The organism is Brachybacterium tyrofermentans, assembly GCF_014897585.1.
GTDB lineage: Bacteria > Actinomycetota > Actinomycetes > Actinomycetales > Dermabacteraceae > Brachybacterium > Brachybacterium tyrofermentans.
Genome location: NZ_JABUXW010000005.1, coordinates 85,069 through 109,268 on the forward strand (window position 1 = coordinate 85,069; position 24,200 = coordinate 109,268).

General features: G+C 68.8%; 22 protein-coding genes. 11 read left to right on the forward strand and 11 right to left on the reverse strand.

All coding sequences use genetic code 11. The features are described from left to right. The first annotated feature begins 25 nt into the window (after window positions 1-25). The 8 genes from INT49_RS04940 to INT49_RS04975 all read left to right on the forward strand — a co-directional run bounded on the left by INT49_RS04940 (window position 26) and on the right by INT49_RS04975 (window position 12,392). A complete protein-coding gene (locus INT49_RS04940) occupies window positions 26-1,375 on the forward strand; it encodes a serpin family protein (protein ID WP_193116609.1) in 1,350 nt (449 codons plus the stop codon). 397 nt (window positions 1,376-1,772) lie between these two features. Continuing rightward, window positions 1,773-3,788, forward strand: a complete 2,016-nt coding sequence (locus INT49_RS04945; RefSeq protein ID WP_193116610.1) for a beta-galactosidase — start codon at window positions 1,773-1,775, stop codon at window positions 3,786-3,788. A 113-nt stretch (window positions 3,789-3,901) separates the two neighbouring features. Beyond that, complete coding sequence (locus INT49_RS04950; RefSeq protein ID WP_193116611.1) at window positions 3,902-5,827, forward strand: glycoside hydrolase family 35 protein; 1,926 nt, start codon at window positions 3,902-3,904, stop codon at window positions 5,825-5,827. A 397-nt stretch (window positions 5,828-6,224) separates the two neighbouring features. After that, window positions 6,225-7,337 carry an ABC transporter permease gene (locus tag INT49_RS04955; RefSeq protein WP_193116612.1) on the forward strand — a complete coding sequence of 371 codons (1,113 nt, stop codon included), beginning with the start codon at window positions 6,225-6,227 and terminating at the stop codon, window positions 7,335-7,337. 9 nt (window positions 7,338-7,346) lie between these two features. After that, complete coding sequence (locus INT49_RS04960; RefSeq protein ID WP_193116613.1) at window positions 7,347-8,300, forward strand: ABC transporter permease; 954 nt, start codon at window positions 7,347-7,349, stop codon at window positions 8,298-8,300. A 59-nt stretch (window positions 8,301-8,359) separates the two neighbouring features. Continuing rightward, window positions 8,360-10,030: an ABC transporter substrate-binding protein gene (locus INT49_RS04965; protein WP_193116614.1), complete on the forward strand. Its 1,671-nt coding sequence runs from the start codon at window positions 8,360-8,362 to the stop codon at window positions 10,028-10,030. 113 nt (window positions 10,031-10,143) lie between these two features. After that, on the forward strand, window positions 10,144-11,199 hold the full coding sequence (locus INT49_RS04970; protein WP_193116615.1) for an ABC transporter ATP-binding protein: 1,056 nt from the start codon (window positions 10,144-10,146) through the stop codon (window positions 11,197-11,199). After that, window positions 11,196-12,392, forward strand: coding sequence for an ABC transporter ATP-binding protein (locus tag INT49_RS04975; protein ID WP_226849756.1), 1,197 nt, complete (start codon window positions 11,196-11,198; stop codon window positions 12,390-12,392). The genes INT49_RS04970 and INT49_RS04975 overlap by 4 nt, the downstream gene beginning before the upstream one ends. A gap of 24 nt (window positions 12,393-12,416) precedes the next feature. Here the strand turns inward: INT49_RS04975 and INT49_RS04980 are convergent, their stop codons facing one another. Genes INT49_RS04980 through INT49_RS04990 form a run of 3 tightly spaced genes read right to left on the reverse strand, consistent with a single transcriptional unit; the run spans window position 12,417 to window position 15,933 of the window. Then, window positions 12,417-14,051, reverse strand: coding sequence for a type 2 periplasmic-binding domain-containing protein (locus INT49_RS04980; protein WP_193116616.1), 1,635 nt, complete (start codon window positions 14,049-14,051; stop codon window positions 12,417-12,419). 26 nt (window positions 14,052-14,077) lie between these two features. Then, entirely contained in the window at window positions 14,078-15,058 is a 981-nt protein-coding gene (locus INT49_RS04985) for a carbohydrate ABC transporter permease (RefSeq protein WP_319021516.1), read from the reverse strand. After that, window positions 15,055-15,933, reverse strand: a complete 879-nt coding sequence (locus tag INT49_RS04990; protein WP_226849757.1) for an ABC transporter permease — start codon at window positions 15,931-15,933, stop codon at window positions 15,055-15,057. Before INT49_RS04990 ends, INT49_RS04985 begins: the two co-directional genes overlap by 4 nt. A gap of 332 nt (window positions 15,934-16,265) precedes the next feature. Between INT49_RS04990 and INT49_RS04995 the strand changes: the two genes are divergently transcribed. Both INT49_RS04995 and INT49_RS05000 read left to right on the forward strand, forming a co-directional pair. Then, complete coding sequence (locus INT49_RS04995) at window positions 16,266-17,468, forward strand: Gfo/Idh/MocA family protein (RefSeq protein ID WP_193116617.1); 1,203 nt, start codon at window positions 16,266-16,268, stop codon at window positions 17,466-17,468. A 49-nt stretch (window positions 17,469-17,517) separates the two neighbouring features. Further along, window positions 17,518-18,936 carry a phosphoglucomutase/phosphomannomutase family protein gene (locus tag INT49_RS05000; RefSeq protein WP_193116618.1) on the forward strand — a complete coding sequence of 473 codons (1,419 nt, stop codon included), beginning with the start codon at window positions 17,518-17,520 and terminating at the stop codon, window positions 18,934-18,936. Window positions 18,937-18,986: 50 nt separating this feature from the next. Here the strand turns inward: INT49_RS05000 and INT49_RS05005 are convergent, their stop codons facing one another. The 8 genes from INT49_RS05005 to rpmB form a co-directional block, all read right to left on the reverse strand. Beyond that, window positions 18,987-19,367, reverse strand: a complete 381-nt coding sequence (locus INT49_RS05005) for an NUDIX domain-containing protein (protein ID WP_193116619.1) — start codon at window positions 19,365-19,367, stop codon at window positions 18,987-18,989. After that, the gene (locus tag INT49_RS05010; RefSeq protein WP_193116620.1) at window positions 19,364-19,810 is read right to left on the reverse strand and encodes a nucleoside triphosphate pyrophosphohydrolase family protein; all 447 of its coding nucleotides are present in this window, start codon (window positions 19,808-19,810) and stop codon (window positions 19,364-19,366) included. Before INT49_RS05010 ends, INT49_RS05005 begins: the two co-directional genes overlap by 4 nt. An 82-nt stretch (window positions 19,811-19,892) precedes the next feature. Continuing rightward, window positions 19,893-21,491 carry an FAD-dependent monooxygenase gene (locus INT49_RS05015; protein ID WP_193116621.1) on the reverse strand — a complete coding sequence of 533 codons (1,599 nt, stop codon included), beginning with the start codon at window positions 21,489-21,491 and terminating at the stop codon, window positions 19,893-19,895. Window positions 21,492-21,745: 254 nt separating this feature from the next. Further along, complete coding sequence (gene rpmJ, locus INT49_RS05020) at window positions 21,746-21,871, reverse strand: 50S ribosomal protein L36 (protein WP_193116622.1); 126 nt, start codon at window positions 21,869-21,871, stop codon at window positions 21,746-21,748. After that, window positions 21,871-22,176, reverse strand: a complete 306-nt coding sequence (locus tag INT49_RS05025) for a type B 50S ribosomal protein L31 (RefSeq protein ID WP_193116623.1) — start codon at window positions 22,174-22,176, stop codon at window positions 21,871-21,873. The genes rpmJ and INT49_RS05025 overlap by 1 nt, the downstream gene beginning before the upstream one ends. Before the next feature lie 111 nt (window positions 22,177-22,287). Continuing rightward, window positions 22,288-22,593, reverse strand: a complete 306-nt coding sequence (gene rpsN / locus INT49_RS05030; RefSeq protein ID WP_193116624.1) for a 30S ribosomal protein S14 — start codon at window positions 22,591-22,593, stop codon at window positions 22,288-22,290. Further along, entirely contained in the window at window positions 22,593-22,760 is a 168-nt protein-coding gene (gene rpmG / locus INT49_RS05035) for a 50S ribosomal protein L33 (protein WP_193116625.1), read from the reverse strand. The genes rpsN and rpmG overlap by 1 nt, the downstream gene beginning before the upstream one ends. A 14-nt stretch (window positions 22,761-22,774) precedes the next feature. Then, entirely contained in the window at window positions 22,775-23,011 is a 237-nt protein-coding gene (gene rpmB / locus INT49_RS05040) for a 50S ribosomal protein L28 (RefSeq protein ID WP_193116626.1), read from the reverse strand. Between the two features lie 57 nt (window positions 23,012-23,068). On the opposite strand from rpmB, the gene INT49_RS05045 reads away from it, so the two are divergent. Further along, window positions 23,069-24,190, forward strand: a complete 1,122-nt coding sequence (locus tag INT49_RS05045) for a CobW family GTP-binding protein (protein WP_193116627.1) — start codon at window positions 23,069-23,071, stop codon at window positions 24,188-24,190. Window positions 24,191-24,200 lie beyond the last annotated feature (10 nt).

Consider the following 24,200-nt stretch of genomic DNA (forward strand, 5'->3'; position numbering starts at 1 on the left):
ACGTCAGCCCTCTTCGATGGGACCCATGACCTCACTGACGTCCTGTCCCGTGCCGCGCCCCGGAATCCCCCGTCGGGCCGTGCTCGCAGCGGGGACGGCGCTCCCGCTGGCCACCATCGGCCTCGCGGCCTGCAGCGAGGGGGCCGGCCCCGGTGAGGCCGGGGAGCCGGATCTCGCCGCCGAGGTGCCGCGCGCCGATCCCGGCCCGGCCGAGGGCGCCGGCACCCTGACAGTCCCGTTCAGCGCCCGCCTGCTCGGGGCCGTGGACAGGTCCGCGGTGAACACCGTCTGCTCGCCGCTGTCCGCCCAGGTGGCGCTGACCATGGCCGGCCTCGGTGCGGCGGGGGATACCCGTGCTCAGATGGAGGAGGTGCTCGGCCGCAGCATCGACGAGCTCGCGGCCACCGCGAACACCCTGTCCAGCGTGCTCGCCGCCATCGGCGACGAGGAGCGCGAGAAGGCCGATGACGAGGAGCCCGAGCCGGCCGTCGCCGCGCTCGTCAACGGCACCTGGCTGCAGGAGGACCTCGCCGTCGAGCAGGAGTTCCTGGAAGGCCTGGCGACCCACTTCGGCAGCGGCGTCTACCAGGTCGACTTCACCGACGAGCGGAAGCGGGAGCAGGGACGCGGACGCGTCAACGATTGGGTCGCCGACGCCACGAACGACCTCATCGAGGACCTCATCCCCGAGGGTGCGCTCGACGCCTCGACCCGCCTGGTGCTGGTCAACGCCCTGCACCTCAAGGCCGCCTGGCCGCAGCCCCTGTCGTCGGCGGGAGGCACCTTCACCACCGGCGCGGGCGAGGAGGTGAGCGCGGAGATGCTCAGCGGCCCCACCTCGTCCTGGTACGAGGATGACCTGTGCCGCGCCACCGCGCTGGACACCGCCGGGAACGCCCTCGCGCTCGCCCTGGTGCAGCCGGCCGCGGACCTCGCGAGCGTCCTGGATACCTGGGTCGATGCCGCGGTGGATCCGGGGGCGGGCCTGGCCGCACTGCTCGACGGGCTCGAGCGAGGTGAGGCGACCACCGAGCTGACCTTCCCGGGCTTCGACATCGACGGGGATGCGTCGCTGATGGAGATCCTCCAGGGGCTCGGCATGACCGACGCCTTCACCGCCGCTGCCGATTTCTCCGGCATCACGACCCAGGAGGAGCTGGCCATCTCCGCGGTCCTGCAGAAGGCCGTCATCACGGTCGATGAGGGGGGCATGGAGGCGGCCGCCGCGACCGCGGTCGGCGCCGGAGCCGTGTCGGCACCGGCGGACGTGCACGAGCTGGTGCTGGATTCCCCGTTCCTGTTCGTCGCCTACGAGAGGACCACGCGGGCGCCGTTGGTGCTCGGCTGGATCGGGGACCCGACGCAGACCCGCTGACCGGGCCGCAGCCGGCGGCTCTCGGCGCCTCGCGCCCGTCGGCCGGGGCGCCTGATCGGCACGGACCCGTCGGCCACCGCAGCCGGTCGACGGCGGACGCTGCCCGGGATAAGGGCCGGCAGGATCACGATCGTCGTCTCGCATCGGGCATGGACCCTGCGCGGCATGGACGAGATCCTCGTGGTCGACGAGGGTCACGTGGTCGAGCGCGGACGCTACGACGAGCTGCTCGCCCGTGGCGGGCGCTTCACGGAGATCTTCTCCGAGCAGGCAGGGTGAGGGGGCGGAGGACGAGGTGGCGGCCGACGGGGGCATCCGGTGGAGACCCACCCGGCAGGGATCCTGCCGACTACCCTGGTCAGTAGGCATTCCGGAAAGTTCTCGCGATGGAGGAGACATGACCGTTTCACGCCCCTGGCCGCTCGGAGTCGATGGGATCATCTACGGCGGCGACTACAACCCGGAGCAGTGGCCCCGCGAGGTGCGCCTCGAGGACGTCGACCTCATGCGCGAGGCCGGCGTGAACCTGGTCAGCGTCGCGATCTTCGCCTGGGCCACGCTCGAGCCGCGCGAGGGCGAGTACGACTTCGCCTGGCTCGACGAGGTCATGGACGACCTCGCCGATGCCGGGATCAAGGTCGCCCTGGCCACTGCGACCGCCTCGCCGCCGCCGTGGCTCACCCGCACTCACCCCGAGCTCCTCCCGGTCACCGAGGGCGGCACCGTGCTGGGCCAGGGCGGGCGCCAGGCCTACGCGGTCTCCGCGCCCCTGTTTCGGGAGTACGCGCTGCGCATGACGAGGGTGATGGCCGAGCGCTATGGCGAGCATCCCGCGCTCGCGCTGTGGCACGTCGACAACGAGCTGGGCTGCCATGTCCCGCACGACTACTCCGACCATGCCGCGTTCGCGTTCCGGGGCTGGCTCGAGCGCCGGTACGAGACGATCGAGGCGCTCAACGACGCCTGGGGCACGGCGTTCTGGTCCCAGCGCTACGACTCCTTCGAGGAGATCCTGCCGCCGCGTGCCGCACCGACCTACGCGAACCCCACGCAGCAGCTCGACTTCGCCCGCTATTCCAGCGACGAGCTGCTGACCCACTACCGGGCCCTGCGCGACGTGCTGCGCGAGGTCACCCCGGGCATCCCGGCCACCACGAACTTCATGCTCTCCAGCGCCACGAAGTGGATGGACTACTACTCCTGGGCGGGCGACGTCGACCTGGTCGCCAACGACCACTACCTGATCGCTGCCCAGGAGCGCGGCCAGATCGAGCTGGCGATGGCCGCGGACCTCACTCGCGGCGTGGCCGGCGGCGACCCCTGGATCCTCATGGAGCACTCCACGTCGGCCGTGAACTGGCAGCCGCGCAACCGCGCCAAGGGGCGCGGGGAGATGCTGCGCAACTCGCTCTCGCACGTCGCGCGCGGGGCGGACGGGATCATGTTCTTCCAGTGGCGCCAGTCCCGGGCCGGTGCCGAGAAGTTCCACTCCGCGATGGTTCCCCACGGCGGCCAGGACACCGACGTCTGGCGGAACACGGTGGCTCTGGGACGGGCGCTCGAAGCTCTCGCCCCCGTGCACGGCAGCCGCGTGCTGAACCGGGTCGCGATCGTCGTGGACTACCCCTCCTGGTGGGCCAGCGAGCTGGACTCCCATCCCACCCAGGCGCTGCGCTACAACGAGGAGCTGCTGCGCTGGTACACCGCGCTGTGGGACCTCGGCGTCGGCGTGGACATGGTGCCCACCGGGATCGATCTCACCGGCTACGAGCTGGTCATCGCCCCCACCCTGTACTCGGTGCACGAGGAGGACGCCGACCGCTTGGCCGACGCCGCCCGCGCCGGCACCCAGGTGGTCATCACCTTCTTCTCCGGCATCGTCGACGAGAACGACCACGTGCACCTCGGCGGCTACCCCGGGGCATTCCGTGACCTGCTGGGGGTCCGCACCGAGGAGTTCTACCCGCTGCAGGCCGGGGAGATCCTCCATCTCGACGACGGGACCGACGCGGACCTGTGGAGCGAGAAGACGCATCTCGAGGGCGCTGAGGTGGTGCGCAGCTGGGCCGACGGTCCGCTGCGCGGCTGGCCCGCCGTGACCCGGCACGGGGTCGGGGCGGACGACGGCGCGGCCTGGTACGTGGCGGCCCGTCCTTCGGCGGAGGGGCTCGAGACCCTCGTGGCGGAGATCGTCGCCGCCGCGGGTGTGGAGCCCTCGGTGTCGGGCCTGCACCGCGACGTGGAGGCCGTGCGGCGCTTCGCCGAGGACGGCACCACCTACCTGTTCGTGCTCAACCACTCCGACCGGGACCAGGTGGTGCAGGTCAGCGGGCGCGAGCTGCTCACCGGCACCGACGCCGGCGGCGCCTTCACCGTCCACGCAGGCTCCGCCGCAGTGATCCAGGAGCGCTGAGGATCCAGGAGAGCTGACGAACCCGGGCGCTGACACCCGGCGGACGGTGCGCGTCGGACGCGGGGTTCCTGCGACACTGGACGTAAGACGTTTCACCGAGAGGACGACCACCGATGACCGCCCTGCTGCAACCCACGCCCGACGGATTCCTCCGCGCCGGCGAACCCCACCTCGTGATCTCCGGAGCGATCCACTACTTCCGGGTCCACCCCGACCAGTGGCGCGATCGCCTGCGCCGCCTGGTCGCGATGGGGTGCAACACGGTGGAGACCTATGTGGCCTGGAACGTGCACCAGCCCTCGGCGGACGTCGTGGACTTCGAGGGGATCGCGGACCTCGGACGCTTCCTGGACATCGCCGGCGAGGAGGGCCTGGATGCGATCGTGCGCCCCGGCCCCTACATCTGCGCCGAATGGGAGAACGGCGGCTTCCCCGGCTGGATCCTCGCCGACCGCAATCTGCGCCTGCGCAACCGCAACGCCCCCTATCTCGCACTCGTCGACGCCTGGTTCGACCAGCTCATCCCCGTGATCGCGCAGCGCCAGGCGAGCCGCGGCGGCAACGTCGTGATGGTCCAGGTGGAAAACGAGTACGGCAGCTTCGGGGACGACACGGCCTACCTCGCCCACCTGCGGGACGGTCTGCTCGCCCGCGGGATCGACGAGCTGCTGGTGACCTCCGACGGGCCGGCCCGCATGTGGCTGACCGGCGGGACCGTCGAGGGGGCGCTCGGCACCGTGAACTTCGGCTCGCGCGCGCTCGAGGTGCTCACGATGGCGCAGGAGGAGCTGCCTTCGCAGCCGCAGATGTGCATGGAGTTCTGGAACGGCTGGTTCGACCACTGGGGCGAGGAGCATCACGAGCGGACCGGGGGTGATGCCGCCGGCGAGCTCACCGACATGCTCGAGCACGGCATGAGCGTCAACTTCTACATGGCGCACGGCGGCACCAACTTCGGGCTGCGCGCCGGCGCCAACTATGACGAGGCGCTCCAGCCCACCACCACGAGCTACGACTACGACGCCCCGATCGCGGAGAACGGCGAGCTCACCGAGAAGTTCCGCGCGTTCCGTGAGGTCATCGCCCGCCATGTCGAGCTGCCGCCGCTCGAGGAGCACCTGGCCCGGCTCGGGCTCGACGCAGTCCCCGCCCGCCTGCGAGCGACGGAGGTGCCGATCGAGAAGGTCGTCGCCCTGCGCGGCACCGAGCGCTTCTCGCGCGTCGCGGATGTGCACCCCACCCCGCCCTCCTTCGAGGATCTCGGCCTCGAGCGCGGCCTGCTGCGGCTGAGCCGCGACATCGAGATCGCCGCCTCCGTGCGCGAGGGGCGCACTGTCATCTCCCCGCTGAAGCTCTACGACCTGCACGACCGCGCATGGATCTACGTCGACGGGATCTACGTCGGCGCGACCGGCGTGATGGGCGACGAGGCACGGGACACCGATCCCGCCACGGTCGAGCTGAGCCCTTTCGCCGATCGCCTCCTGCCCGACGGCGGGCGCCGCACCGTGCGCCTCGAGATCCTGGTCGAGAACCTCGGGCGCGTGAACTTCGGCCCGCGGCTGGGGGAGCGCAAAGGCATCCTCGGCGGTGTCTGGCAGACCATCCGCTTCCTCAACGACTGGGAGGCCGACGCCTGGCCGCTCGAGGAGATGGGCGCCGAGCTCGCGCAGCTGGCGGCCGGGTCCGAGGCGGTCGGCGCGATGGGGGCCGACGGCGCAGCACGGGCTGACGACGTCTCCGAGGCTGGCACCTCCACCGTGCTCGACGACGCCCTGCCCGTGCTGGTCAGTGCATCCTTCGAGGCCGATGGTGCGGCGGATGCCTTCCTGGACGTCTCCGCAGCCGGGCACGGCGTCGCCTACGTCAACGGCTTCTGCGTGGGCCGCTACTGGAACATCGGCCCGCAGCAGACCCTCTACGTGCCCGCACCGCTGGTGCGCGCCGGCCGCAACGAGGTGCTGCTGCTCGATCTCGAGAAGCAGCCCACGCGCCTCGCCCTCGCGGAGGGGCACGTCTTCGGTCGCGCCGACGGCTGAGGTTCCGGTGGGTGCCGCCGCGGTGCTGGCGGCCAGGGTCCCGGCGCGAGCAGTCGTGACGGCGACGCTTCCCGCCATCTGAGTCGTCGCGGGCCCGTCGGCCCGAGCAGCCCGGTCGCCCCACAGGGGAGATCGGGCCGATCGGCGTCGGCCCCGATCTGCGGCGATGCTCCAGGCCAGATCACGAAAGGGTGACGGATCGGCGGTTCTCCGGTCCGCTGTTGACGATGTCAGAGGTTGCCGCTTATATTTCGTAAATCCTTTTGCGGATGTGATCGTCCGCACGTCGCGACGTGGTCGTCGCTGAACAGAGGCCCGTTGGGTGCTCTCCGCGACGACCGTCCGCGCACCGTCCCCGAGAAGCCGGAGAACCGACGATGACCCGTGAGGCTCAGCGATGACGCAGCCCACTGCGACAGGTCGACGCGAGGTCGCCCTGGACGAACCGCTCCGGCCGGAGTCCAGCCTGCCCGGTGTCACCGGCGCCAGGCGCCGGCGTGGAGCTGGCGGCCGCGGGGCGTACTTCCTGCGTCGCCTGGGCAGCTATCTCATCGTGATCTGGGCGGCGGTGACCCTGAACTTCTTCATCCCGCGCTTCATGCCCGGCGATCCCGCTGAGGCGATCCTGCGCAAGATCAGGCAGACCACGGGCGAGCCGCCGTCGGCCTCGCAGATCGCCTCCGTGCGCCGCATGTACGGGAATCCGACCGAGAACATCCTCCACCAGTACGTCGACTACTGGGTGGGCGTGGCGAAGTTCGACTTCGGCGTCTCGACCGCGCACTACCCCACGCCGGTCTCCGAGATCGTGCTGCAGGCCCTGCCGTGGACCCTGTTCCTCATAGGGGTGAGCACGGTCGTCGCCTGGATCATCGGCACGATCCTCGGGGCGGTGATGGGCTGGAAGCCCGGCAACCGCTTCGACTCCTGGTTCGCCCCGCTGTCCACGTTCTTCCACGCCTTCCCGGGCTTCTGGATCGCCCTGGTGCTGCTGTGGATCTTCTCGATCACGCTGGAATGGTTCCCGGTCTCAGGCGGATACGACACGTCGGTCCCGATGTCCCTGAACAACTTCTACTTCCTCCTCAGCGTCGTGTACTACGGCGCCCTGCCGATGTTCGCCCTGATCTTCATCGGCTTCAACGGCTGGCTGTTCTCGATGCGCAACGTCATGGTCGCCACCGTCACCGAGGACTACGTGCTGATGGCCCGCGCGAAGGGCCTGCCGGAGAAGAAGGTGCTGTTCAGCTATGCGGCGCGGAACGCGCTCCTGCCCAACGTCACCGGTCTGGCGATGGCGATCGGCGGCGTGATCGGCGGCGCGGTGCTCATCGAGGCCGTGTTCACCTATCCCGGCATGGGGTACCTGCTGCAGACCTCCATCACCGGGCACGACTTCCCGGTCATGCAGACGGTCCTGCTGCTGCTGACCTTCACCGCGATCGTCGCGAACTTCATCGCCGACTCGATCTACGTGCTCCTCGATCCGCGCGCGGCCGACACGAACTGAGGCACTCCCATGTTCACCGGATTCCTCCACAACCGCCGCGTGCAGATCGGCCTGGCCGCCTTCGGCCTCTGCGCCGGGATCGCGATCTTCGGCGACCTGATCCTGAAGGTGTACGGCTTCGGCCCCCTGGACGTGGACTACGACTACGTCGCCAGCGCGCCGCTGCGGGGCGGGCACCTCCTGGGCACCACGATCTCGGGCCAGGACGTGCTGTCCCAGCTCATCGCCGGTGCCCGCGGCTCACTCGCCGTCGGGACTCTCTCCGCACTGCTGGCCTGCACGATCGGTGCCCTCCTGGGCGTCTCGGCCGGCTTCATCGGCGGGGCGTACGACACCGTCGTCAATGCGATCACGAATGTCTTCATGACCATGCCGTCCTTCGCCCTGACCCTGATCGCGGCCGGGTACATCTCCGCCGCGGGCGGGCCCGGATCGGCCGGGATGGGCTGGGTGATGATGGCCTTCCTCATCGGCATCTTCGAGTGGCCCGGCATGGCCCGGTACATGCGCGCCCAGACCCTCACCCTGCGCGGCCGCGACTTCTCGATGGCCACCAAGCTGCTGGGCGAGAAGACCTGGCGCCTGGTCCTGTTCGAGATCATGCCGCATCTGCTGGGCATCATCTCCGCGCGCTTCCTGGCCGCGATCATGGCCGGCATCCTCGCCGAGGCCGGGCTGAACTTCCTGGGCGTCTCCACCGGCGGCGTCATCTCCTGGGGAACGATGATCACCAATGCCCAGAACCAGGGCGCGCTCACCCTGGGCTTCTGGTGGTGGTTCCTGCCCCCCGGCCTCGCGATCGCCGTGATCGGCACCGCGACGGCGATGGTGAACTTCGGCCTGGACGAGGTCACCAACCCGAAGCTGCGGACAGGCAACGAGAAGGTCGTCCGCGCCTTCCTCAGACGTCAGCGGGCCGAGGCACGCGCAGAGCAGCGCACCGCCGTCACGGCATCGAACTGACTGTTCCACCCCCTGCAGTTCTCCCTGATGTTCCTTCCGCACGAATCAGAGGTACAGACATGACCACGAGCTCCACGCGACGCACCTTCCTCGCCGGCTCAGCTGCGGCGGCCGCCGTCGGCGCGGCCGCCGGATGCAGCTTCGACAAGACTGCCGGTGACGGGGGCGGCGACGGGGCCAAGGCCTCCATAAACGTCAACTCCTTCGGTCCACGTCCCACGTTCATCGAGAACTTCAACCCGTTCTCCCCGACCGACGGCGTGATCGGCTCAAACTACCTCTACGACACGCTCGGATACGCCGACGTGAACAACAAGTACGAGATCGTCCCGTGGCTCGCCGAGAGCATCGACTTCGATCCGGAGGCCCGGAAGGCCACCGTGACCCTGCGCGATGACGCGACGTGGTCGGACGGCGAGAAGATCACCACCGCGGACCTGGTCTACACGGTGATGGAGCTGCCGAAGCAGGCTGAGAAGCAGAAGGCCACCGTCACCAGCTACGACTTCGAGGTCACCGCGGTCGACGACCTCGTCGCAGAGGTCACCTGGAGCGAGGAGAACGCCGACATCAGCGGCGATCGCAAACTCGCGGAGGTGCCGCTGTACCCCGAGCACGTCTTCTCCGCCGAGGACCTCGCATCGTTCACCAACGCCGATCCCGTGACCTCCTCTCCACTGGTGGTGAAGGAGTTCACCCCGCAGCGGGTCTCCTTCGCCGTCCGCGACGACCACTTCATGGGCGCCTGGGATCACATCGGCACCGTGAACTGGACGCCGTACGGCAGCGCCGAGATCGGCAAGTCGATGATCCTGCAGGGCACGATGGATGTGGCGACCCTCTCGCTGCAGAACGCCGAGGACACGATCGTGGCCAAGGGCAACCACTACTGGACCGTGGAGCTGGTGGGCACGGAGAGCCTCATCTTCAACACGGCCAAGGCGCCGTTCGACGACAAGAACGTGCGCCGGGCCGTCTACGCCGCACTGGACACCGACCAGATCCATTCGCTGTTCGACATCGGTCTCTCCTCGACCAGCCCCACCACGATGGACGAGAAGATCTTCGGCGAGGCCGTGGCCTCGGAGTACCGGGTCCAGCATGCTGCGGACCACGAGGCCGCCAAGAAGTTCCTGGCCGACGGCGGCTGGAGCGTCGAGGGCGGCAAGCTGGTCAAGGATGGCGAGTCCTACCCGGTCTCCTTCAAGACGGTCGCCGACTACGTCAACTGGTCCACCTGGTCCGATGGCGTGAAGGCGCAGCTCAAGGACGTGCTGGGCCTCGATGTGGCGGTGCTGAAGATCCCGGACGCACAGATCTGGGATCAGTTCGGCACCGGCGAGTTCGAGATCGGCATGAGCTGGGTGGGCGGCGGCCCGCATCTCTCCGCGGTCTACGCCGACTTCCACTCCAAGGATGCCCTCCCGATCGGGGAGTCGAGCGATGGGAACTACGGCCGCATCCAGAATCCCGAGCTCGATGAGCTGCTGGACGCCTCCCGCGTCGAGTACGACGAGACCAAGCTCGTCGAGCTCAGCCAGCAGATGCAGAAGATCGTGGTGGAGGAGGGTTACTGCGCGCCGTTCAACGCCTCGGCCTCCTTCCTCGAGGCCAGCGGCAAGAACTTCGAGGGCTTCCCGCAGAGCCCGCTCGGTGAGGGAGACATCGTTCCGCGTCCGTACGGCCCGGAGGGCTGGCAGACCATGGCCAAGCTCAAGCCGATCGCCTGATGTCGTCGGGCGGGTGGTGCAGACGCCCATCCGCCCGACGGATCGGCCGTCCCGGGGCCGCCGGCCCGCTGAACCCCTGAATCCGCAGTCATCCAGTTCTCAAGGAGCCCACCGTGACCCGTCGCGATGTCGGAGATGTCCTGCTCGAGGTGCAGGACCTCAGCGTCGACTACCTGACCCTCAACGGCGCCGTCAGCGCCGTCTCCCATGCGTCCTTCACCCTGCGCCGGGGAGAGATCCTGGGCCTGGCCGGGGAGTCCGGCTCCGGGAAGTCGACGCTCACCACTGCGCTGCTGCGCCTCCAGCGCTCGCCGGCGGTCACCGTCGGCGGGAAGGTGCTCTACCACGGGGACGACGGGACCGTCACGGATCTCGTGCCCCGTACCGACAAGGAGCTGCTGCACCTGCGGTGGAACAAGCTCGCCATCGTCATGCAGAGTGCGATGGACGCCCTGAACCCGGTCAAGCGGCTCGGCGCCCAGTTCGTCGACGTGCTGCGCCAGCACGATCCGCGGATGAGCGAGAAGGCGGCGCTCGAGCGGGCCGGCGACCTCCTGGCCCTCTCCGGCATCCCTCGTGACCGGGTGGACTCCTTCCCGCATGAGATGTCCGGCGGCATGCGCCAGCGCTCCCTGATCTCCCTCGCTCTGGCCTGCGACCCCGATCTGGTGGTGATGGACGAGCCCACGACCGCGGTCGACGTCGTCATGCAGCGGACCATCATGAGTCAGGTGCTGCGGCTGCAGCGCGAGCTGGGATTCGCGATCGTGTTCGTCACCCACGACCTCTCCCTGCTGCTGGAGCTCTCGGACCGCTTGGCCATCATGTACGCCGGGAAGGTCGTCGAGATCGGACCGTCGACCGAGCTCTACCACCACCCCAAGCACCCGTACACGAAGGCGCTGCGGGACTCGTTCCCGCCGCTGTACGCACCGCTGGTCGAGATGCGCGGGATCCCCGGCACGGCGCCGGACCTCATGAACCTCCCCGACGGCTGCGCCTTCGCACCGCGCTGCGCCCGGGCGATGGACCTCTGTCTCACGAAGCGACCCGAGCTGGTGCAGGTGAGCGAGAAGGTCGACGCGGCCTGTCATCTCAACGACCCCCAGAAGGAGCCCGTGGGCGCCGGTCCCTCCGACGCCCGCTCCGAGAACGGACACGCAGCATGACCACGACATCCACCCGCACCGAGCAGCCCCGACAGGATGCCGAGCGTGAGGTCGTCCTCGAGGCCCGTGACGTCACCAAGCACTTCACCGTGCGCGGCAAGAAGGGCAGCGCTGTCGTGCGCGCCGTCGAAGGCATCGACCTCGAGCTGCACCGCGGCGAGATCGTCGCCATGGTGGGGGAGTCGGGGTCCGGGAAGACCACCGTTGCCCGTCTGCTGAGCCTGTACTACCCGACCACCGGCGGGGAGATCCTGCTCGAGGGGAAGCCCGTCAGCCACGTCACGGGGCGCAAGGCGCTGACGTACTACGGCCAGGTGCAGCTGCTGTTCCAGGACCCCTTCGCCTCCTTGAACGCGCTGAAGCCGATCCGCCACATCTTGGGCAGGGCGCTGAAGATCCACGGCAAGGCCCGTGGGGCGAAGCAGGTCGAGCAGCGGATCCATGAGCTGCTGACGCGCGTGAACCTCACCCCGCCCGAGCAGTACATCGACAAGTACCCCCATGAGCTCTCCGGAGGGCAGCGTCAGCGGATCGTGATCGCCCGTGCGCTCGCCGTCGAACCGCGGGTGATGCTCGGCGACGAGCCGATCTCGATGCTCGACGTCTCCATCCGCCTGGATGTGCTGAACCTGCTCAAGAAGCTGCGCGACGAGGAGGGCCTGGCCCTGCTCTACATCACGCACGACATCGCGTCGGCCCGGTACATCGCCGACCGCATCAACGTCATGTACGCCGGGCAGATGGTCGAGGGCGGCAGCTCCGAAGAGGTCATCCACGACCCGCAGCATCCGTACACGCGCCTGCTGCTGGACTCCTCCCCGGACCCCGGCCGTGGCCTGGAGGGTGATCAGCAGTCCCTCTTCGACGAGGTGGGGGATCTCGGCGAGCCGCCCAGCCTGATCACCCCGCCGAAGGGATGCCGTTTCAACCCTCGCTGCCCCTTCGCGATGGACATCTGCAACGAGAAGGAGCCGGAGAAGGTCGAGGTCTCACCCGGTCACTGGGCGAAGTGCTGGCTGCATCAGGAGGGCAGGGCGGATCTGCTGAAGCAGCGGAACATCCAGTTCGGGGTCCCGATCGAGACCGCCGCAGCGGAGGCCGGGATCGATACGGTCAACGCCGAGGACATCCTGGACCGGACCGTCGCCCTAGAGGGCGAGACCACCGCCGACCTGGGACCGTTCCAGCCCTGACCCGGGTGCCGGACGCCGGGCGCCTCAAACCCGGTTCGAGGGGGTGACCGGGACGTCGTCCGGCAGCAGCTCTGAGAACTCCTCGAGGATCTGCTTGCCGCCCTTCTCCTCCCAGTCCCGGAGAGCGGCCTTGAAGTCGTCGATCGTGCCGCGGCCCTGGATCGCCTCGTCGCGCGCCTCGTCCAGGCGGGTCTTGATCTTGGTGCCGAGACGCGAGTTGGTCGGCGAGTACAGGCCCTTGATCGGGCTCTTCTGCGCCAGGGGCAGCAGCTCCTGCTCGCACTCGTAGATGTAGCGGGTGTCCTCGGGGATCGGGTTGTAGATGACGCCTTCGCCCGCAGCCATGATCTGCAGGGCGCTCTGCAGGCCGGGCACGTTCTGGGCCCCCGCCTCCGTGAACACGTAGTTGCCGTCCTCGACCGTGTACTCCTTGCCCTCGGTGCCCCAGTTGACCTGCATGTACTCGGTGGTCCCGAAGGGAGCAGACAGATAATCGACCACGCTCAGCAGCTCGCGGATGCGGGCCTCGTCAGCAGTCTTGCGGAACGGGGTGAAACCGACAGTGCCGTACCCCATGTCATAGGTGGGGATGCGCCCGTCGACGGCAGGGAACGGGATCAGGATGTCGCCCAGGAGATCGGGATTGTTCAGGCGAGTCTCCGCCGCACCGCGCGGCCCCACCGAGACCATCGCGGCAAGGGTGCCGTTGGTCAGCAGCTGGGGTGCTTCCGCGAGGTTCAGGTCGGGATAGAACGCCCCTGCGGCGAACAGCTCACGAGCGAACTCGAGAGTTTCGAGGTACTCGTCGGTCTGCTGCGCGGCGGTGAGGCTGCGGTCCTCCTCGACCCTATATCCGTTGGGCACACCGAACCATTCGCCGATCATATGGAACGCATTGGGCAGGAAGGGCTCGAGCGCCCAGCGCTTGCCCGGGATCGACAGCTCCTGGCATTTCTCCAGGAACTGGGCTGCGCTCTCGGCGGTGAATCCGTCCACCTCCTGCCAGACCTCCGGATTGCCGACGTAGACCTGGCCGAAGGGTGTCGACGGGATGGGAGCTCCCCAGATCCTCCCGTTGACCACCGCGGTGCGCCAGGAGTCCTGCCGGAGAGCGGCGAGGTTCGGGTACTCGAGCACTGCGTCGCCGGCCAGGTAGTCGGTGAGATCGGTGAAGGCCGCATCGAGCATCGGCCCGATGTTGGGTATGCCCTGGTTCGGCGGCACCCACATGAGATCCGGCAGATTGCCCGAGGCCAGGGTGGTGGCGAACTTCGAGGGATAGTCGTCCACCACCACGTCGAGATCGAGCACGCCACCCATCGCCGAGTTCAGGCGCTTCCAATAGGGGTTGCGGTCCATCGGCGGAGGAGGGGTCTGGAAGGTCTGGGTCAGGCCGGAGATCGTGCCCGAGGTGATGGGTCTGCCTGAGGTGGTCGAGATCAGCTGCTCGGGGACCGTCAGGTACGCGTCATGGAGACCATCGGCATTGCCGACCAGATCCGGGGCGAGTCCTTCCAACGGCTGATAGGTCGGCAGGGTGATGTCCGGGACGTCGGGAAGCTCCGGCTCGGGCCGGGGGCCGCACGAGGCGGCGCCGGCTCCGAGCGTGAGTGCTCCGGCGGCGGCGAGGACGTGGCGACGTCGGGGTTCGGGGCTCATGGGTGCCTTTCTCGAGGGCAGTTCGTTCAGCCCTTGACGGCGCCGGTGATGACGCCCTTGGAGAAGTACTTCTGGAGGAAGGGGTAGACCAGCAGGATCGGGACCAGCGCCACGACGACGACGGCCATCTTGATCGACTGCGGGGCGGCGGTCTGCTGGACGCCGAGCTGGTCCGCAGTCATCGATGTGCCCTGGATGACGTAGCTGCGCAGGATGAGCTGGATCGGCCAGAGCTCCTGGTCGTTGATGTAGAGCATCGCGTTGAAGAAGGCGTTCCAGTACGCCACCGCGTAGAACAGCCCGATCACGGCGATCACCGCTTTCGACAGCGGGATGACGATCTGCCAGAGGATCCGGAAGTCGCTGGCCCCGTCGATGCGGGCGGCTTCGAGCAGCTCCTGGGGCAGCGCCATGAAGAACGAGCGCATCACGATGAAGTTGAAGGCGGCGAATGCCGTCGGCAGGATCAGGGACCACAGGCTGTCCAGCATGTGCAGTTCTTTGATCATGAGGTACAGCGGGATCAGCCCGGGGGAGAAGAACATCGTCAGCACGATCGCCAACAGCATCGGCTTGCCGAACAGCACCGGGCGGCTGAGGGCGTAGGCCATCGTGATCGTCACGAACAGCGCGATGAGCGTTCCAGCCACCGTCACCAGCACGCTCACACCCAGCGAGCGGAAGATGAGCGGGCTGGCGAAGATGGTGCGGTATGCCTCGAGCGTCGGCTCGGTCGGGAAGAGCACGTAGCCGCCGGCCTCGCGGATCTCTGCGTCCGAGGCGAGCGAGGTGGAGACCACGACGAGCATCGGCACCAGGATCGAGATCGAGATCGCGAGGATCACGAGGGTCTTGAGGAGGGTCAGCGAGGGGGAGGGCCTCTCCATCCATGCGGGCCGTTCCGAGCGTCCGCCGATCAGGTCCCAGAGCCGTCGGTGGAATCCCCGTTCGTCCGGCAGCGCGGAGCGTGTCGAGTTCTCGAGGGGGTGCGTGGTCGATGTGCTCACTTGCTGCTCCCGCGGTAGATGCCGTCCTCACCGAGCAGGTGGGCGATCTTGTTGGAGGCGAGGATGAGGACCGTGCCCACGACTCCCTTGGCCAGGCCGGCGGCCGCGCCCATCGACCAGCTGCCGTCGATCACGCCCGCGTAGTAGCTGTACGTGTCGAGCACTTCGGCGGCATCGGGGCCGACGGCGTCTCGCTGGAGGATGAACTGCTCGAAGCCGACGGTGAGGATCGACCCGAGCTGCAGGATCAGCAGCAGCACGATCACCGGGCGCATGCCGGGAAGCGTGATATGCCAGATGCGATGGAGGCGTCCTGCGCCGTCCGTCGCGGCGGATTCGTACAACGAGGCCGGGATGGAAGCGAGCGCCGCGAGGAAGATGATCATTCCCCATCCGGCGTCCTTCCAGACCACCTGCAGGGTCACCAGCAGGGGGAAAGTGCTCGGGTTGGTCATGAAGGGGATCGTGTCCATGCCATGGGAGGCCAGGAACTGGTTGATGAACCCAGCGCCGCCCAGCATCTGCTGGAACAGGGCGATGACCAGCACCCATGACAGGAAGTGCGGCAGGTAGACGATCGACTGGAAGGCCTTGCGGAAGCGCGGCGTCATCACCGAGTCGACGATCAGCGCGAGCACGATCGGGACCGGGAAGAACAGCACCAGCTGGACGACCGCCAGCACGAGCGTGTTGCGCAGAGCGATCAGGAACTGCTCGTCGTTGAACAGGTCGATGAAGTTCCACAGCCCTACCCACTCGGCCTCGGGGATCGTGATGAAGGGGTAGTAGTCCTGGAAGGCGATGACATTGCCGAGGATGGGGACGTAGAAGAACAGCAGCAGGCACAGGGCCCCAGGGATCATCAGGACGAGCATCTGCCAGTCCTTCCGCACCCGGTTGCGGAAGGTGCCCCGTGGTCTCCGGGGCGCGGACGATGTGCTCCGAGCGGCCCTCACCACCTGCGGGGGCGGTGCGGGGGATTGCGCTGTCGAGGTGGTCACGAGATCGGTCCTCTCGGTCGGCGCCCCGGGGAGGCGGCACTCACCCGTCGGCATCGGCACCTTGACAGGGTGAGATCGAGAGTAAATGCTTTCACCTACTTTGTAAATCGGTTCAAACTCGTGGAGCGTTCGCCTCCCGCGCCGACCCTGCTCGGGGGAGGATGGGACGAAGCGCGTCATGCACCTCATCGAAAGTGGTTCCCTTCATGTCTGACCTCAAGATCGGAGTCGTCGGCTTCGGCGCCCGAGGCGGCCTCGCCCGCCACGCCCACCAGCCGGGGGAGGGATCCCGCGTCACGGTCGTGGCCGACCCGACGCCTCGCAGCAAGGACTCGGCCCGCGAGCTGTTCGGGGACGACGTCGCGACCGTCGACGACGTCGACCAGCTGCTCGCGGAGCACGAGGTCGACGCGGTCATGATCCTGACCCCCGACTTCGCCCACGCCGAGGTCGCGCTGAAGACGCTCGCCGCCGGCATCCCCACCTTCTCGGAGAAGCCCATGGCGATCCGGGTCGAGGACACCGACGCGATGCTCGCCCTCGCGATGGAGAACCGCACGCGCCTGTTCGTCGGCCACAACATGCGCCACATGCCGGTGATCCGGCAGATGAAGGCCATCGTCGACTCTGGGCGCATCGGCCGGGTGCGGGCGATCTGGTGCCGCCACTTCGTGGGCACGGGCGGCGACTTCTACTTCAAGGACTGGCACGCGGACCGCTCCAAGGCGACCTCTCTGCTGCTGCAGAAGGGCGCCCACGACATCGACGTGATCCACTGGCTGGCCGGCGGCTACACGCGCCGCGTCTCCGGCATCGGCGACCTCGCCGTCTACGGAGACGTCACCGATCGCCGCGACAACTCCGACCGTCGCATGTGGGACTGGTACGACGAGGACAACTGGCCGCCCACGGAGCAGAAGGAGCTCAACCCCGTCGTGGACGTCGAGGACATCTCGATGTTGAGCATGACGCTCGACAACGGGGTGCTCGCCTCCTACGAGCAGTGCCACTTCACCCCCGACTACTGGCGCAACTACACCGTCATCGGCGACGCCGGACGGATCGAGAACATGGGAGACGGCAGCGGCGACCAGATCCACATCTGGGAGTCCCGCCGCTCCGGGCCCGGCCGCCCCGACGCGGTCGAGGTCATCGCGCGGGCCGACGGCGGCCACGGTGGCGCCGACCCGAGCCTGGTCGCAGAGTTCCTGCGCTTCGCCCGCGAGGGCGGGATCACCGACGTCTCCGTCATCGCGGCCCGGGAGGCCGTGGCGACCGGCGTCTACGGGGCCGAGTCGATCCGGAACGGCGGCGTCCCCTACGACATCCCGCCCGTCCCCGCCGACGTCGTCGAGTACTTCGACGGCGGCCAGCAGGCTCCCCAGAACACCCGGACAGTCGCGGTCTGAGCGCATCGCGACGACCCCGGAGAACACCGCTACCCCAGGAGGATTTCCCATGATCGAGTTCGGCACCGGCGGCTGGCGCGCCATCATCGGCGACGAGTTCACCCGGGAGAACGTCCGCCTGCTCGCGCAGGGGCTCGCCGACAGGATGCATGACGAGGGAGTGGTCGAGCGCGGAGTCGTGCTCAGCTACGACCGTCGCTTCCTCTCCGATGTCGCCGCCTGGTGGGCGATCGAGGTGCTCGCCGGCAATGACGTGCCGGTCACCGTGATCACCCGCCCGGTCCCCACCCCGATGTGCATGTGGACCGTGAAGCAGAAGGGCAGCGCCTACGGGATCACGGTCACGGCCTCCCACAATCCCGCTCTGTACAACGGCATCAAGGTGTTCACCGAGGGTGGTCGCGATGCCGAGCTCGAGGTCACCGACGAGATCACCGCGCACGTCAGGACCCTGGACCCGGCTGCGGTGCGCTCCCTGGCCCCGCACGAGGTGGCGGACAGCCCGCTGGTCACCCAGCAGAGCTCGATCAACTGGTATCTCGACGCGATCATCGAGCAGCTGGATCTGGACGCCATCCGCCACGCCCACCTCTCGGTGGTGCTGGACCCCATGTTCGGCGTGGCCCAGACCAGCCTGCAGACGATCCTCGTCAGCGCCCGCTGCGAAGTCTCCGTCATCAACGCCCGCCACGATCCGCTGTTCGGCGGCCGCATGCCGTCCCCCGCGGAGGGCTCGCTCTCGCCGCTGCGCCAGGCGGTCCTGGATCAGGGTGCAGACCTCGGCATCGCCACCGACGGCGACGCGGACCGGCTCGGCATCATCGACGACCTCGGGAACTACCTCAGCCCCAACCAGGTGCTCGTGCTGCTGTACGAGTACCTGCTCACCGGCAAGGGGTGGAGCGGGCCCGTGGTCCGCAACCTCTCGACCACGCACCTGCTGGATCGGGTCGCCGCCGCTCATGGCGAGGTCTGCCACGAGGTCCCCGTGGGCTTCAAATGGATCAGCTCGAAGATGGCGGAGACGGACGCCGTCATCGGCGGCGAGTCCTCCGGCGGGCTCACCGTGCGCGGCCACATCCCCGGGAAGGACGGCATCTACGCCGGCAGCCTGCTGGTGGAGATGGTGGCCCGCTCCGGGAAGACGCTCTCGGCGATCTATGCGGACCTCGTGGCGCGCTACGGCGAGCTGGTGATGGAGGAGTCCTCCTACGGCTACACGCCCGCGCGCCGCGACGAGCTGCAGCGACGGATCTTCGAGGAGCACGATCTGCCCGGCTTCGAGCGGGAGATCGACCGGACCTCCTGGGAGGACGGCTGCAAGGTGTACTTCGCCGACGACTCCTGGCTGACCATCCGCTTCTCCGGCACCGAGCCGGTCATCCGGGTGTTCGCCGAGGCGCCGACCGCCGAGGAGGCCAAGGATCTGTCCCGGACGGTCGCCGACCACTACGGGCTGAAGGCCTGACGCCGGCCCGTCAATGCGCCCGCCGTCCCGTCAGGGAGCCCGCCGTCCCGTCAACGCGCCCTGCGTACGGAGTCCTTGTAGCCCTGCGGCATCGGGGCGGTGAGCACCTCGTCGGCCGTGAACCAGCGCAGATCGGAGTGCTCCTCGCTGACCTGCAGCGACGAGCTGTCGGGGAGGGTCGCGCGGTAGGTGACGATGCAGACCCGTCCCAGCTCGCCGAGGTCGTAGATCCACGAGTCCAGGATCGGGCCGACGTCGACCGCGAGGCCGGCCTCCTCGAGGAGCTCGCGCCGCAGCGTGTCCTGGGGCGAGGCGTCCTCGGGGTCGGGCCGGCCGCCCAGCAGCTCCCATTCCTGACGCGGGTTCCGTCCCAGCAGCACGCGGCCGTCGGCGTCCAGCAGGACGGCTTTGATCGAGACCGCGAGGCTCATGATCCGGCGCCCGTGGTCGCGGCCGGTCCGACGCCGGTGGCCGCGGCCGGTCCGGCACCCGTGGTCGCGGCTGATCCGACGCCTGTGGCCGCGGCCGTCCCCGTCGGCCCCGTGCCCGCCGAATCCCGCGCCGGCACCGCGCGCTCGTACTGGAACCATTTCTCGGTGACTGCCTCGACCGGGTCGATGCCCATCTGCTGCGCATAGACCAGGCACATGCCGAGCACGTCGCCCACCTCGTCGGCCAGCACCTTCCGCTGAGCATCGGCCGCCAGCCCGCGGTCGCGGCTCTGCCCGGTCGCGGTCAGGTGCGCCTGCGCGAGCTCCCCGACCTCCTCGGTGAGCTTGAGCAGCGCCCATTCGCCGGAGCGTTCGATGCCGTAGACCTCCGCGTACTGGGTGGAGAGCTTCTCGATCCGGGCGGCGATGTCGTGGAGGTCCATCCCGGCACCCTATGTGTGGGGTCGTGCGCTCTCGTCCCGGCGCACCGAGGTCGAGCCCGCCGTTCGACGCCGGGCCCACCGGTCATGCGATGACGTCGTAGGCCGCGAGGGCCGCTCGCACCTCATGGACGGCGGAGGAGCCGGCGTGCACCGGGAGCGACGCGGCCACGTAGCCGTCGGGCCGCACGAGATACAGCCGATCCGTGCGGAGCCGGGCCTGCGGGTCCGGGGAGAAGTGCAGCGGTCCATCGACCCAGGTCGGGACGTCGATCGGCCGGCCGGCGTCGGCCCCATAGGTGTGGAGCTGCCAGCTCATCGCGCGCAGGGCCTCGGCGTTCTCCGCGGTCGGGGGAAGGCGCAGGCCGACGGCGGGATCGGTGGCCCACTGCGGCACCGGCGCCTCCGCGGGCACCGGGTGGTAGCGGATCCGGTACTGGCCGAGCAGGCCGCCGACGTAGGGGCCGAGACGCGTGCTGAGCAGCCGCGGCGCGAGCTCGGCCATCACATCCCGGGCCCGTCGGCGCAGGAAGGCCGTGCCGCGGCCGGGTCGGGCGACGAGCCCGAAGGCGCGGTCGGTGGCGGTGATCAGGGTCGTCGCGACGAGTCGACGCTCGCTGTCGTAGCGGTCCAGAGCCGCCTCGGTGCACCGCCCGGAGGTGACGTCGGCCAGCAGGTGCGCGAGGTGGTGGGCATCCTGCAGGCCGGTGTTCATGCCCTGGCCGCCGAGGGGTGAATGCACGTGCCCGGCATCGCCGGCGAGGAAGGCGGCACCCTGCCGGAAGCGCGGGGCGATGCGGTGGTGCACGCGGTAGGTGGAGAACCAGTCGACCCTGTCGTAGTCGATGTCGAGGTCGGCGCGGGCCTCCGCGAGGGCAGATTCCTGCTCGGGATGCTCATCGCCGTGCAGCCAGATCAGCCGCACATGGCCGCCGGGCCCGAGCGGGAACAGGACCGCGAACTTCTCGTCCCCGAAGCGGGCGGCCAGGGACTTGTCGGGCAGCCCGGTGACGCCGTGGAGATCTGCCACGCAGAACGTCGCGTCATCGGTGACACCGTCGAAGGGCAGGCCCAGCTCGTGGCGCACGGTCGAGCTCGCCCCATCGGCGCCGATGCACCAGCGCGCCCGGATCCGCAGCGGCCCGTCCGGGCTGCTGACCAGTGCTTCGACCGGGCTTCCGGAGGGTGCGTCCAGCGACTCCAGCGCATGCCGCCACAGGACCGGACGGCCCTCGTCGGCGAGGACCCGGGCCAGCAGCTCCTCGTTCCGGGACTGCTCGAAGACCTGGACTCCGGGGAACGGAGTCTGACCCTGCTGCATGCGCTCGATGTCGACGCCGCTCGCGCTCGACAGCAGACCGCCCGACGCGCTCTCCGCACGGATCTGCATGCCCTCCGCGGCCACGGCCCCGTCGATCACCTCCTGCGCGAGACCCAGCTGGTCGTAGATCTCCATGCTGCGCGCCTGGACCACGATCGCTCGCGACTCCCGCGTGGGTCCGGCCTTGGCGTCGATCACGAGGGCAGGCACCCCGCGCCGGGATAGGACCAGGGCGGCCATCAGTCCGGTGGGCCCGGCGCCGACGACGAGCACGTCTGTCTCCAGCAGCGGCAGACCCTTCTCCGTCGCTGCAGTCGATGACTGCGACGTGGCCGACTCCGTCGTCGCTGGTGGTGTCGTCATGGGAGGCGCCTTTCCTCGGCACGTCCGGTATGGGCGTGCTTCTACGGTAGTGCGCGGGGTCAAGGGCAGGAAGGGGAGCACAAGATCAGCCCGCCGTCGCTCAGGCGAGAACCTCATCCCGTCCTGACGACAGAGAGCCACCGACCCGTCCTGACGACAGAACGAGCCGTGCGTTCTGTACGGAGAGTGAGGCCTGTCTGCACAGAACGTACGGCTCGATCAAGGGTGCCGGGCATCGGGACCTGCCCGTCGGATCAGCCCTTCTGCCGACCCTTGAACCGGGGGTCCTTCGTGTTGATCACGTAGATCCGGCCGCGGCGACGCACCACCTGGGCGCCGGGCTTGCGGATCAGGGACCGCAGCGAGGAGCGAACCTTCATCAGGCACCCGCAGTCTCTGCGGCACCGGCACCGGCATCGTCAGCGGCGGCCGGCTGAGGGGCGGACTTCCCGTAGCGACGACGGAACTTCTCGACCCGGCCTGCGGTGTCGAGCACGGTCGCCTTGCCGGTGTAGAAGGGGTGGGAAGCCGAGGAGACCTCGACGTCGATCACGGGGTACTCCCTGCCGTCCTCCCAGGTCACCCTCTTGTCGGAGGTACGGGTGGAGCGGGTCAGGAACGAGAAGTCGGCGCTCGCGTCGCGGAAGACGACGCTGCGGTACTCGGGATGGATAGCTGTCTTCATGGTCGAGTCCTCTCCGGGTGATCTCTCACCGGAACGTTGTGGTTGGGGTTGTTGTTGTTGTGGCTGGCAGGCGACCGGACGGGCCCGGTTCCTCACCGCGGCGCGTCGTGGTCACCAGCTGGATTTCGTGATGCCGGGCAGCTCACCGCGGTGGGCTGCGGCCCGGAAGTGGACTCTCGAGAGCCCGAAGGTCCGCAGGTAGCCGCGGGGCCTGCCGTCGATCGCGTCGCGGTTGCGCAGGCGGGTGGGGCTGGCGTCCCGTGGTAGACGCTGCAGGGCACGTTGGGCCTGGACCTTCTCGGCGAGGGTCGTCGACGGGTCCTTGATCGCGGCCTTGAGGGCGGCGCGGTGCTCGGCGTGCCGGGCGACGGTCCCCCGTCGGCGCTGGTCAGCGGCGATCTTCGAGGTCTTCGCCATCAGCGCTCCTCGCGGAACTCGACGACGGCGCGAGCGCGCGGATCGAACTTGCGGGCAGAGAGCCGATCCGGGGTGTTCCGGCGGTTCTTGCTGGTCATGTACGTGTAGCCGGTGCCGGCGGTGGAGCGCAGCTTCACGGTGCCGCGCACGTCGTTCTTCCTGGCCATGGGTATGGCTCCTTTCAGATCTTCTCGCCGCGGGAACGGATCTCGGCCACGACGGCCTCGATCCCGCGGCGATCGATGGTGCGCAGGCCGCGTACGGAGACTCGGAGCCTCACGGTGCGGCCCAGGGACGGGACGTAGAACCGCTTGCGCTGGATGTTGGGGTCGAACCGGCGCGAGGTGCGTCGATGCGAGTGGGAGATGGACTTCCCGAAGCTCGGTGCGGCTCCGGTGACTTGACAGTGCTGGGACATGCTCAGCGATACTATTAATGAGAATCGTTATCGTCAAGTAAGGAAGGTGGTGTCGGCATGACCGACGTCCACGGGTTCGATCAGTTTCAACGACCGCGGGGTGATGGGCATTCCCTGCCTGTCGCCGTGGTCACGGCCATCGATCCGGTGCTCCGGGATGCGCTGGTCGCGAGCCTGCTGCTCGACGGCCAGGGCGTGGTCGAGCTCCGCTACGAGGTGGATGCGGCCTCTGCCGCACTGCGCCGCCTGATCCTGCGGGCCGACGGTGTGATCGAGGACGAGGTCATCCACCTCGAGCACCCGTGCGTCTCCTGCGCCATGCGCGAGGACGCCGTGCCGACCCTGGCCCGTCTCGCGGGGGATCCCCGGTGCGCCGGTGTGCTGCTCGCACCTCCCCTCAGCGCCGATCCCACGGTCGTGGTGGGAACTCTGCAGCCCCATCAGGACCGCTGGCATCTCGCAGGTGCCGCTGCGGTGCTCTCCTCCGGCTCCGCACTGGATGATCTGCTCGGGGACGCCACGCTCGCCGAGCGCGGCGTGCAATGGGCCGACGGGGACCAGCGAAGCGTCGGCGAGGCGCTCGCCGCGCAGATCGAATACTCCGACCTGCTCGTCGTGGACGGAGATCCTCGCTCGGAGGGCGCTGAGCTGCTGGAGCATCTGCGTGCCCCGGATCAGATCCTCGCAGCCGGGCCGCACGAGGTCGGGCTCGACCAGGTTCTCGGAGGGCACCTCGATCATCTCGTCGGCCTGCGCCGACGCGACATGCGATACGTCGAGCCCTACGGCGGCCTGACCGCGCACGGCACCTGGACGCTCGACCTCACCTCCCGGCGACCGTTCCATCCGCAGCGCCTGCTCGAGAACATCGAGGACCTGGGATCCGGGAAGCTGCGCAGCCGGGGTCGGTTCTGGGTCCCTGACCGGCCCGACAGCATCTGCCAATGGGACGGCGCCGGCGGTCAGGTCTCCGTCGGCGCCGTGTGGAAGGCGGGTCTCGAGCTGCCCACGACGCGCCTGGTGGTCACCGGCGTCGACCCGGCCGATCGGGAGCGGGTGCGCGGGGCCTTCGGGCGCAGCCTGCTCACGGCGGACGAGTGGTCCGACGGTCTTGCCCCGTGGCTCGGCGCCGAGGATCACCTTGCGCCGTGGTTGGGGGCCCGGGACGCGACCGTCTGACCGGACGCGG

Excerpts from the sequence above, each read along its gene's own strand:
- INT49_RS04940 (WP_193116609.1), top strand. The coding sequence starts at position 26 with ATGACCTCACTGACGTCCTGTCCCGTGCCGCGCCCCGGAATCCCCCGT.
- INT49_RS04945 (WP_193116610.1), top strand. The coding sequence starts at position 1,773 with ATGACCGTTTCACGCCCCTGGCCGCTCGGAGTCGATGGGATCATCTAC.
- INT49_RS04950 (WP_193116611.1), top strand. The coding sequence starts at position 3,902 with ATGACCGCCCTGCTGCAACCCACGCCCGACGGATTCCTCCGCGCCGGC.
- INT49_RS04955 (WP_193116612.1), top strand. The coding sequence starts at position 6,225 with ATGACGCAGCCCACTGCGACAGGTCGACGCGAGGTCGCCCTGGACGAA.
- INT49_RS04960 (WP_193116613.1), top strand. The coding sequence starts at position 7,347 with ATGTTCACCGGATTCCTCCACAACCGCCGCGTGCAGATCGGCCTGGCC.
- INT49_RS04965 (WP_193116614.1), top strand. The coding sequence starts at position 8,360 with ATGACCACGAGCTCCACGCGACGCACCTTCCTCGCCGGCTCAGCTGCG.
- INT49_RS04975 (WP_226849756.1), top strand. The coding sequence starts at position 11,196 with ATGACCACGACATCCACCCGCACCGAGCAGCCCCGACAGGATGCCGAG.
- INT49_RS04980 (WP_193116616.1), bottom strand. The coding sequence starts at position 14,051 with ATGAGCCCCGAACCCCGACGTCGCCACGTCCTCGCCGCCGCCGGAGCA.
- INT49_RS04990 (WP_226849757.1), bottom strand. The coding sequence starts at position 15,933 with ATGCTCGTCCTGATGATCCCTGGGGCCCTGTGCCTGCTGCTGTTCTTC.
- INT49_RS04995 (WP_193116617.1), top strand. The coding sequence starts at position 16,266 with ATGTCTGACCTCAAGATCGGAGTCGTCGGCTTCGGCGCCCGAGGCGGC.
- INT49_RS05000 (WP_193116618.1), top strand. The coding sequence starts at position 17,518 with ATGATCGAGTTCGGCACCGGCGGCTGGCGCGCCATCATCGGCGACGAG.
- INT49_RS05005 (WP_193116619.1), bottom strand. The coding sequence starts at position 19,367 with ATGAGCCTCGCGGTCTCGATCAAAGCCGTCCTGCTGGACGCCGACGGC.
- INT49_RS05010 (WP_193116620.1), bottom strand. The coding sequence starts at position 19,810 with ATGGACCTCCACGACATCGCCGCCCGGATCGAGAAGCTCTCCACCCAG.
- INT49_RS05015 (WP_193116621.1), bottom strand. The coding sequence starts at position 21,491 with ATGACGACACCACCAGCGACGACGGAGTCGGCCACGTCGCAGTCATCG.
- rpmJ (WP_193116622.1), bottom strand. The coding sequence starts at position 21,871 with ATGAAGGTTCGCTCCTCGCTGCGGTCCCTGATCCGCAAGCCCGGCGCC.
- INT49_RS05025 (WP_193116623.1), bottom strand. The coding sequence starts at position 22,176 with ATGAAGACAGCTATCCATCCCGAGTACCGCAGCGTCGTCTTCCGCGAC.
- rpsN (WP_193116624.1), bottom strand. The coding sequence starts at position 22,593 with ATGGCGAAGACCTCGAAGATCGCCGCTGACCAGCGCCGACGGGGGACC.
- rpmG (WP_193116625.1), bottom strand. The coding sequence starts at position 22,760 with ATGGCCAGGAAGAACGACGTGCGCGGCACCGTGAAGCTGCGCTCCACC.
- rpmB (WP_193116626.1), bottom strand. The coding sequence starts at position 23,011 with ATGTCCCAGCACTGTCAAGTCACCGGAGCCGCACCGAGCTTCGGGAAG.
- INT49_RS05045 (WP_193116627.1), top strand. The coding sequence starts at position 23,069 with ATGACCGACGTCCACGGGTTCGATCAGTTTCAACGACCGCGGGGTGAT.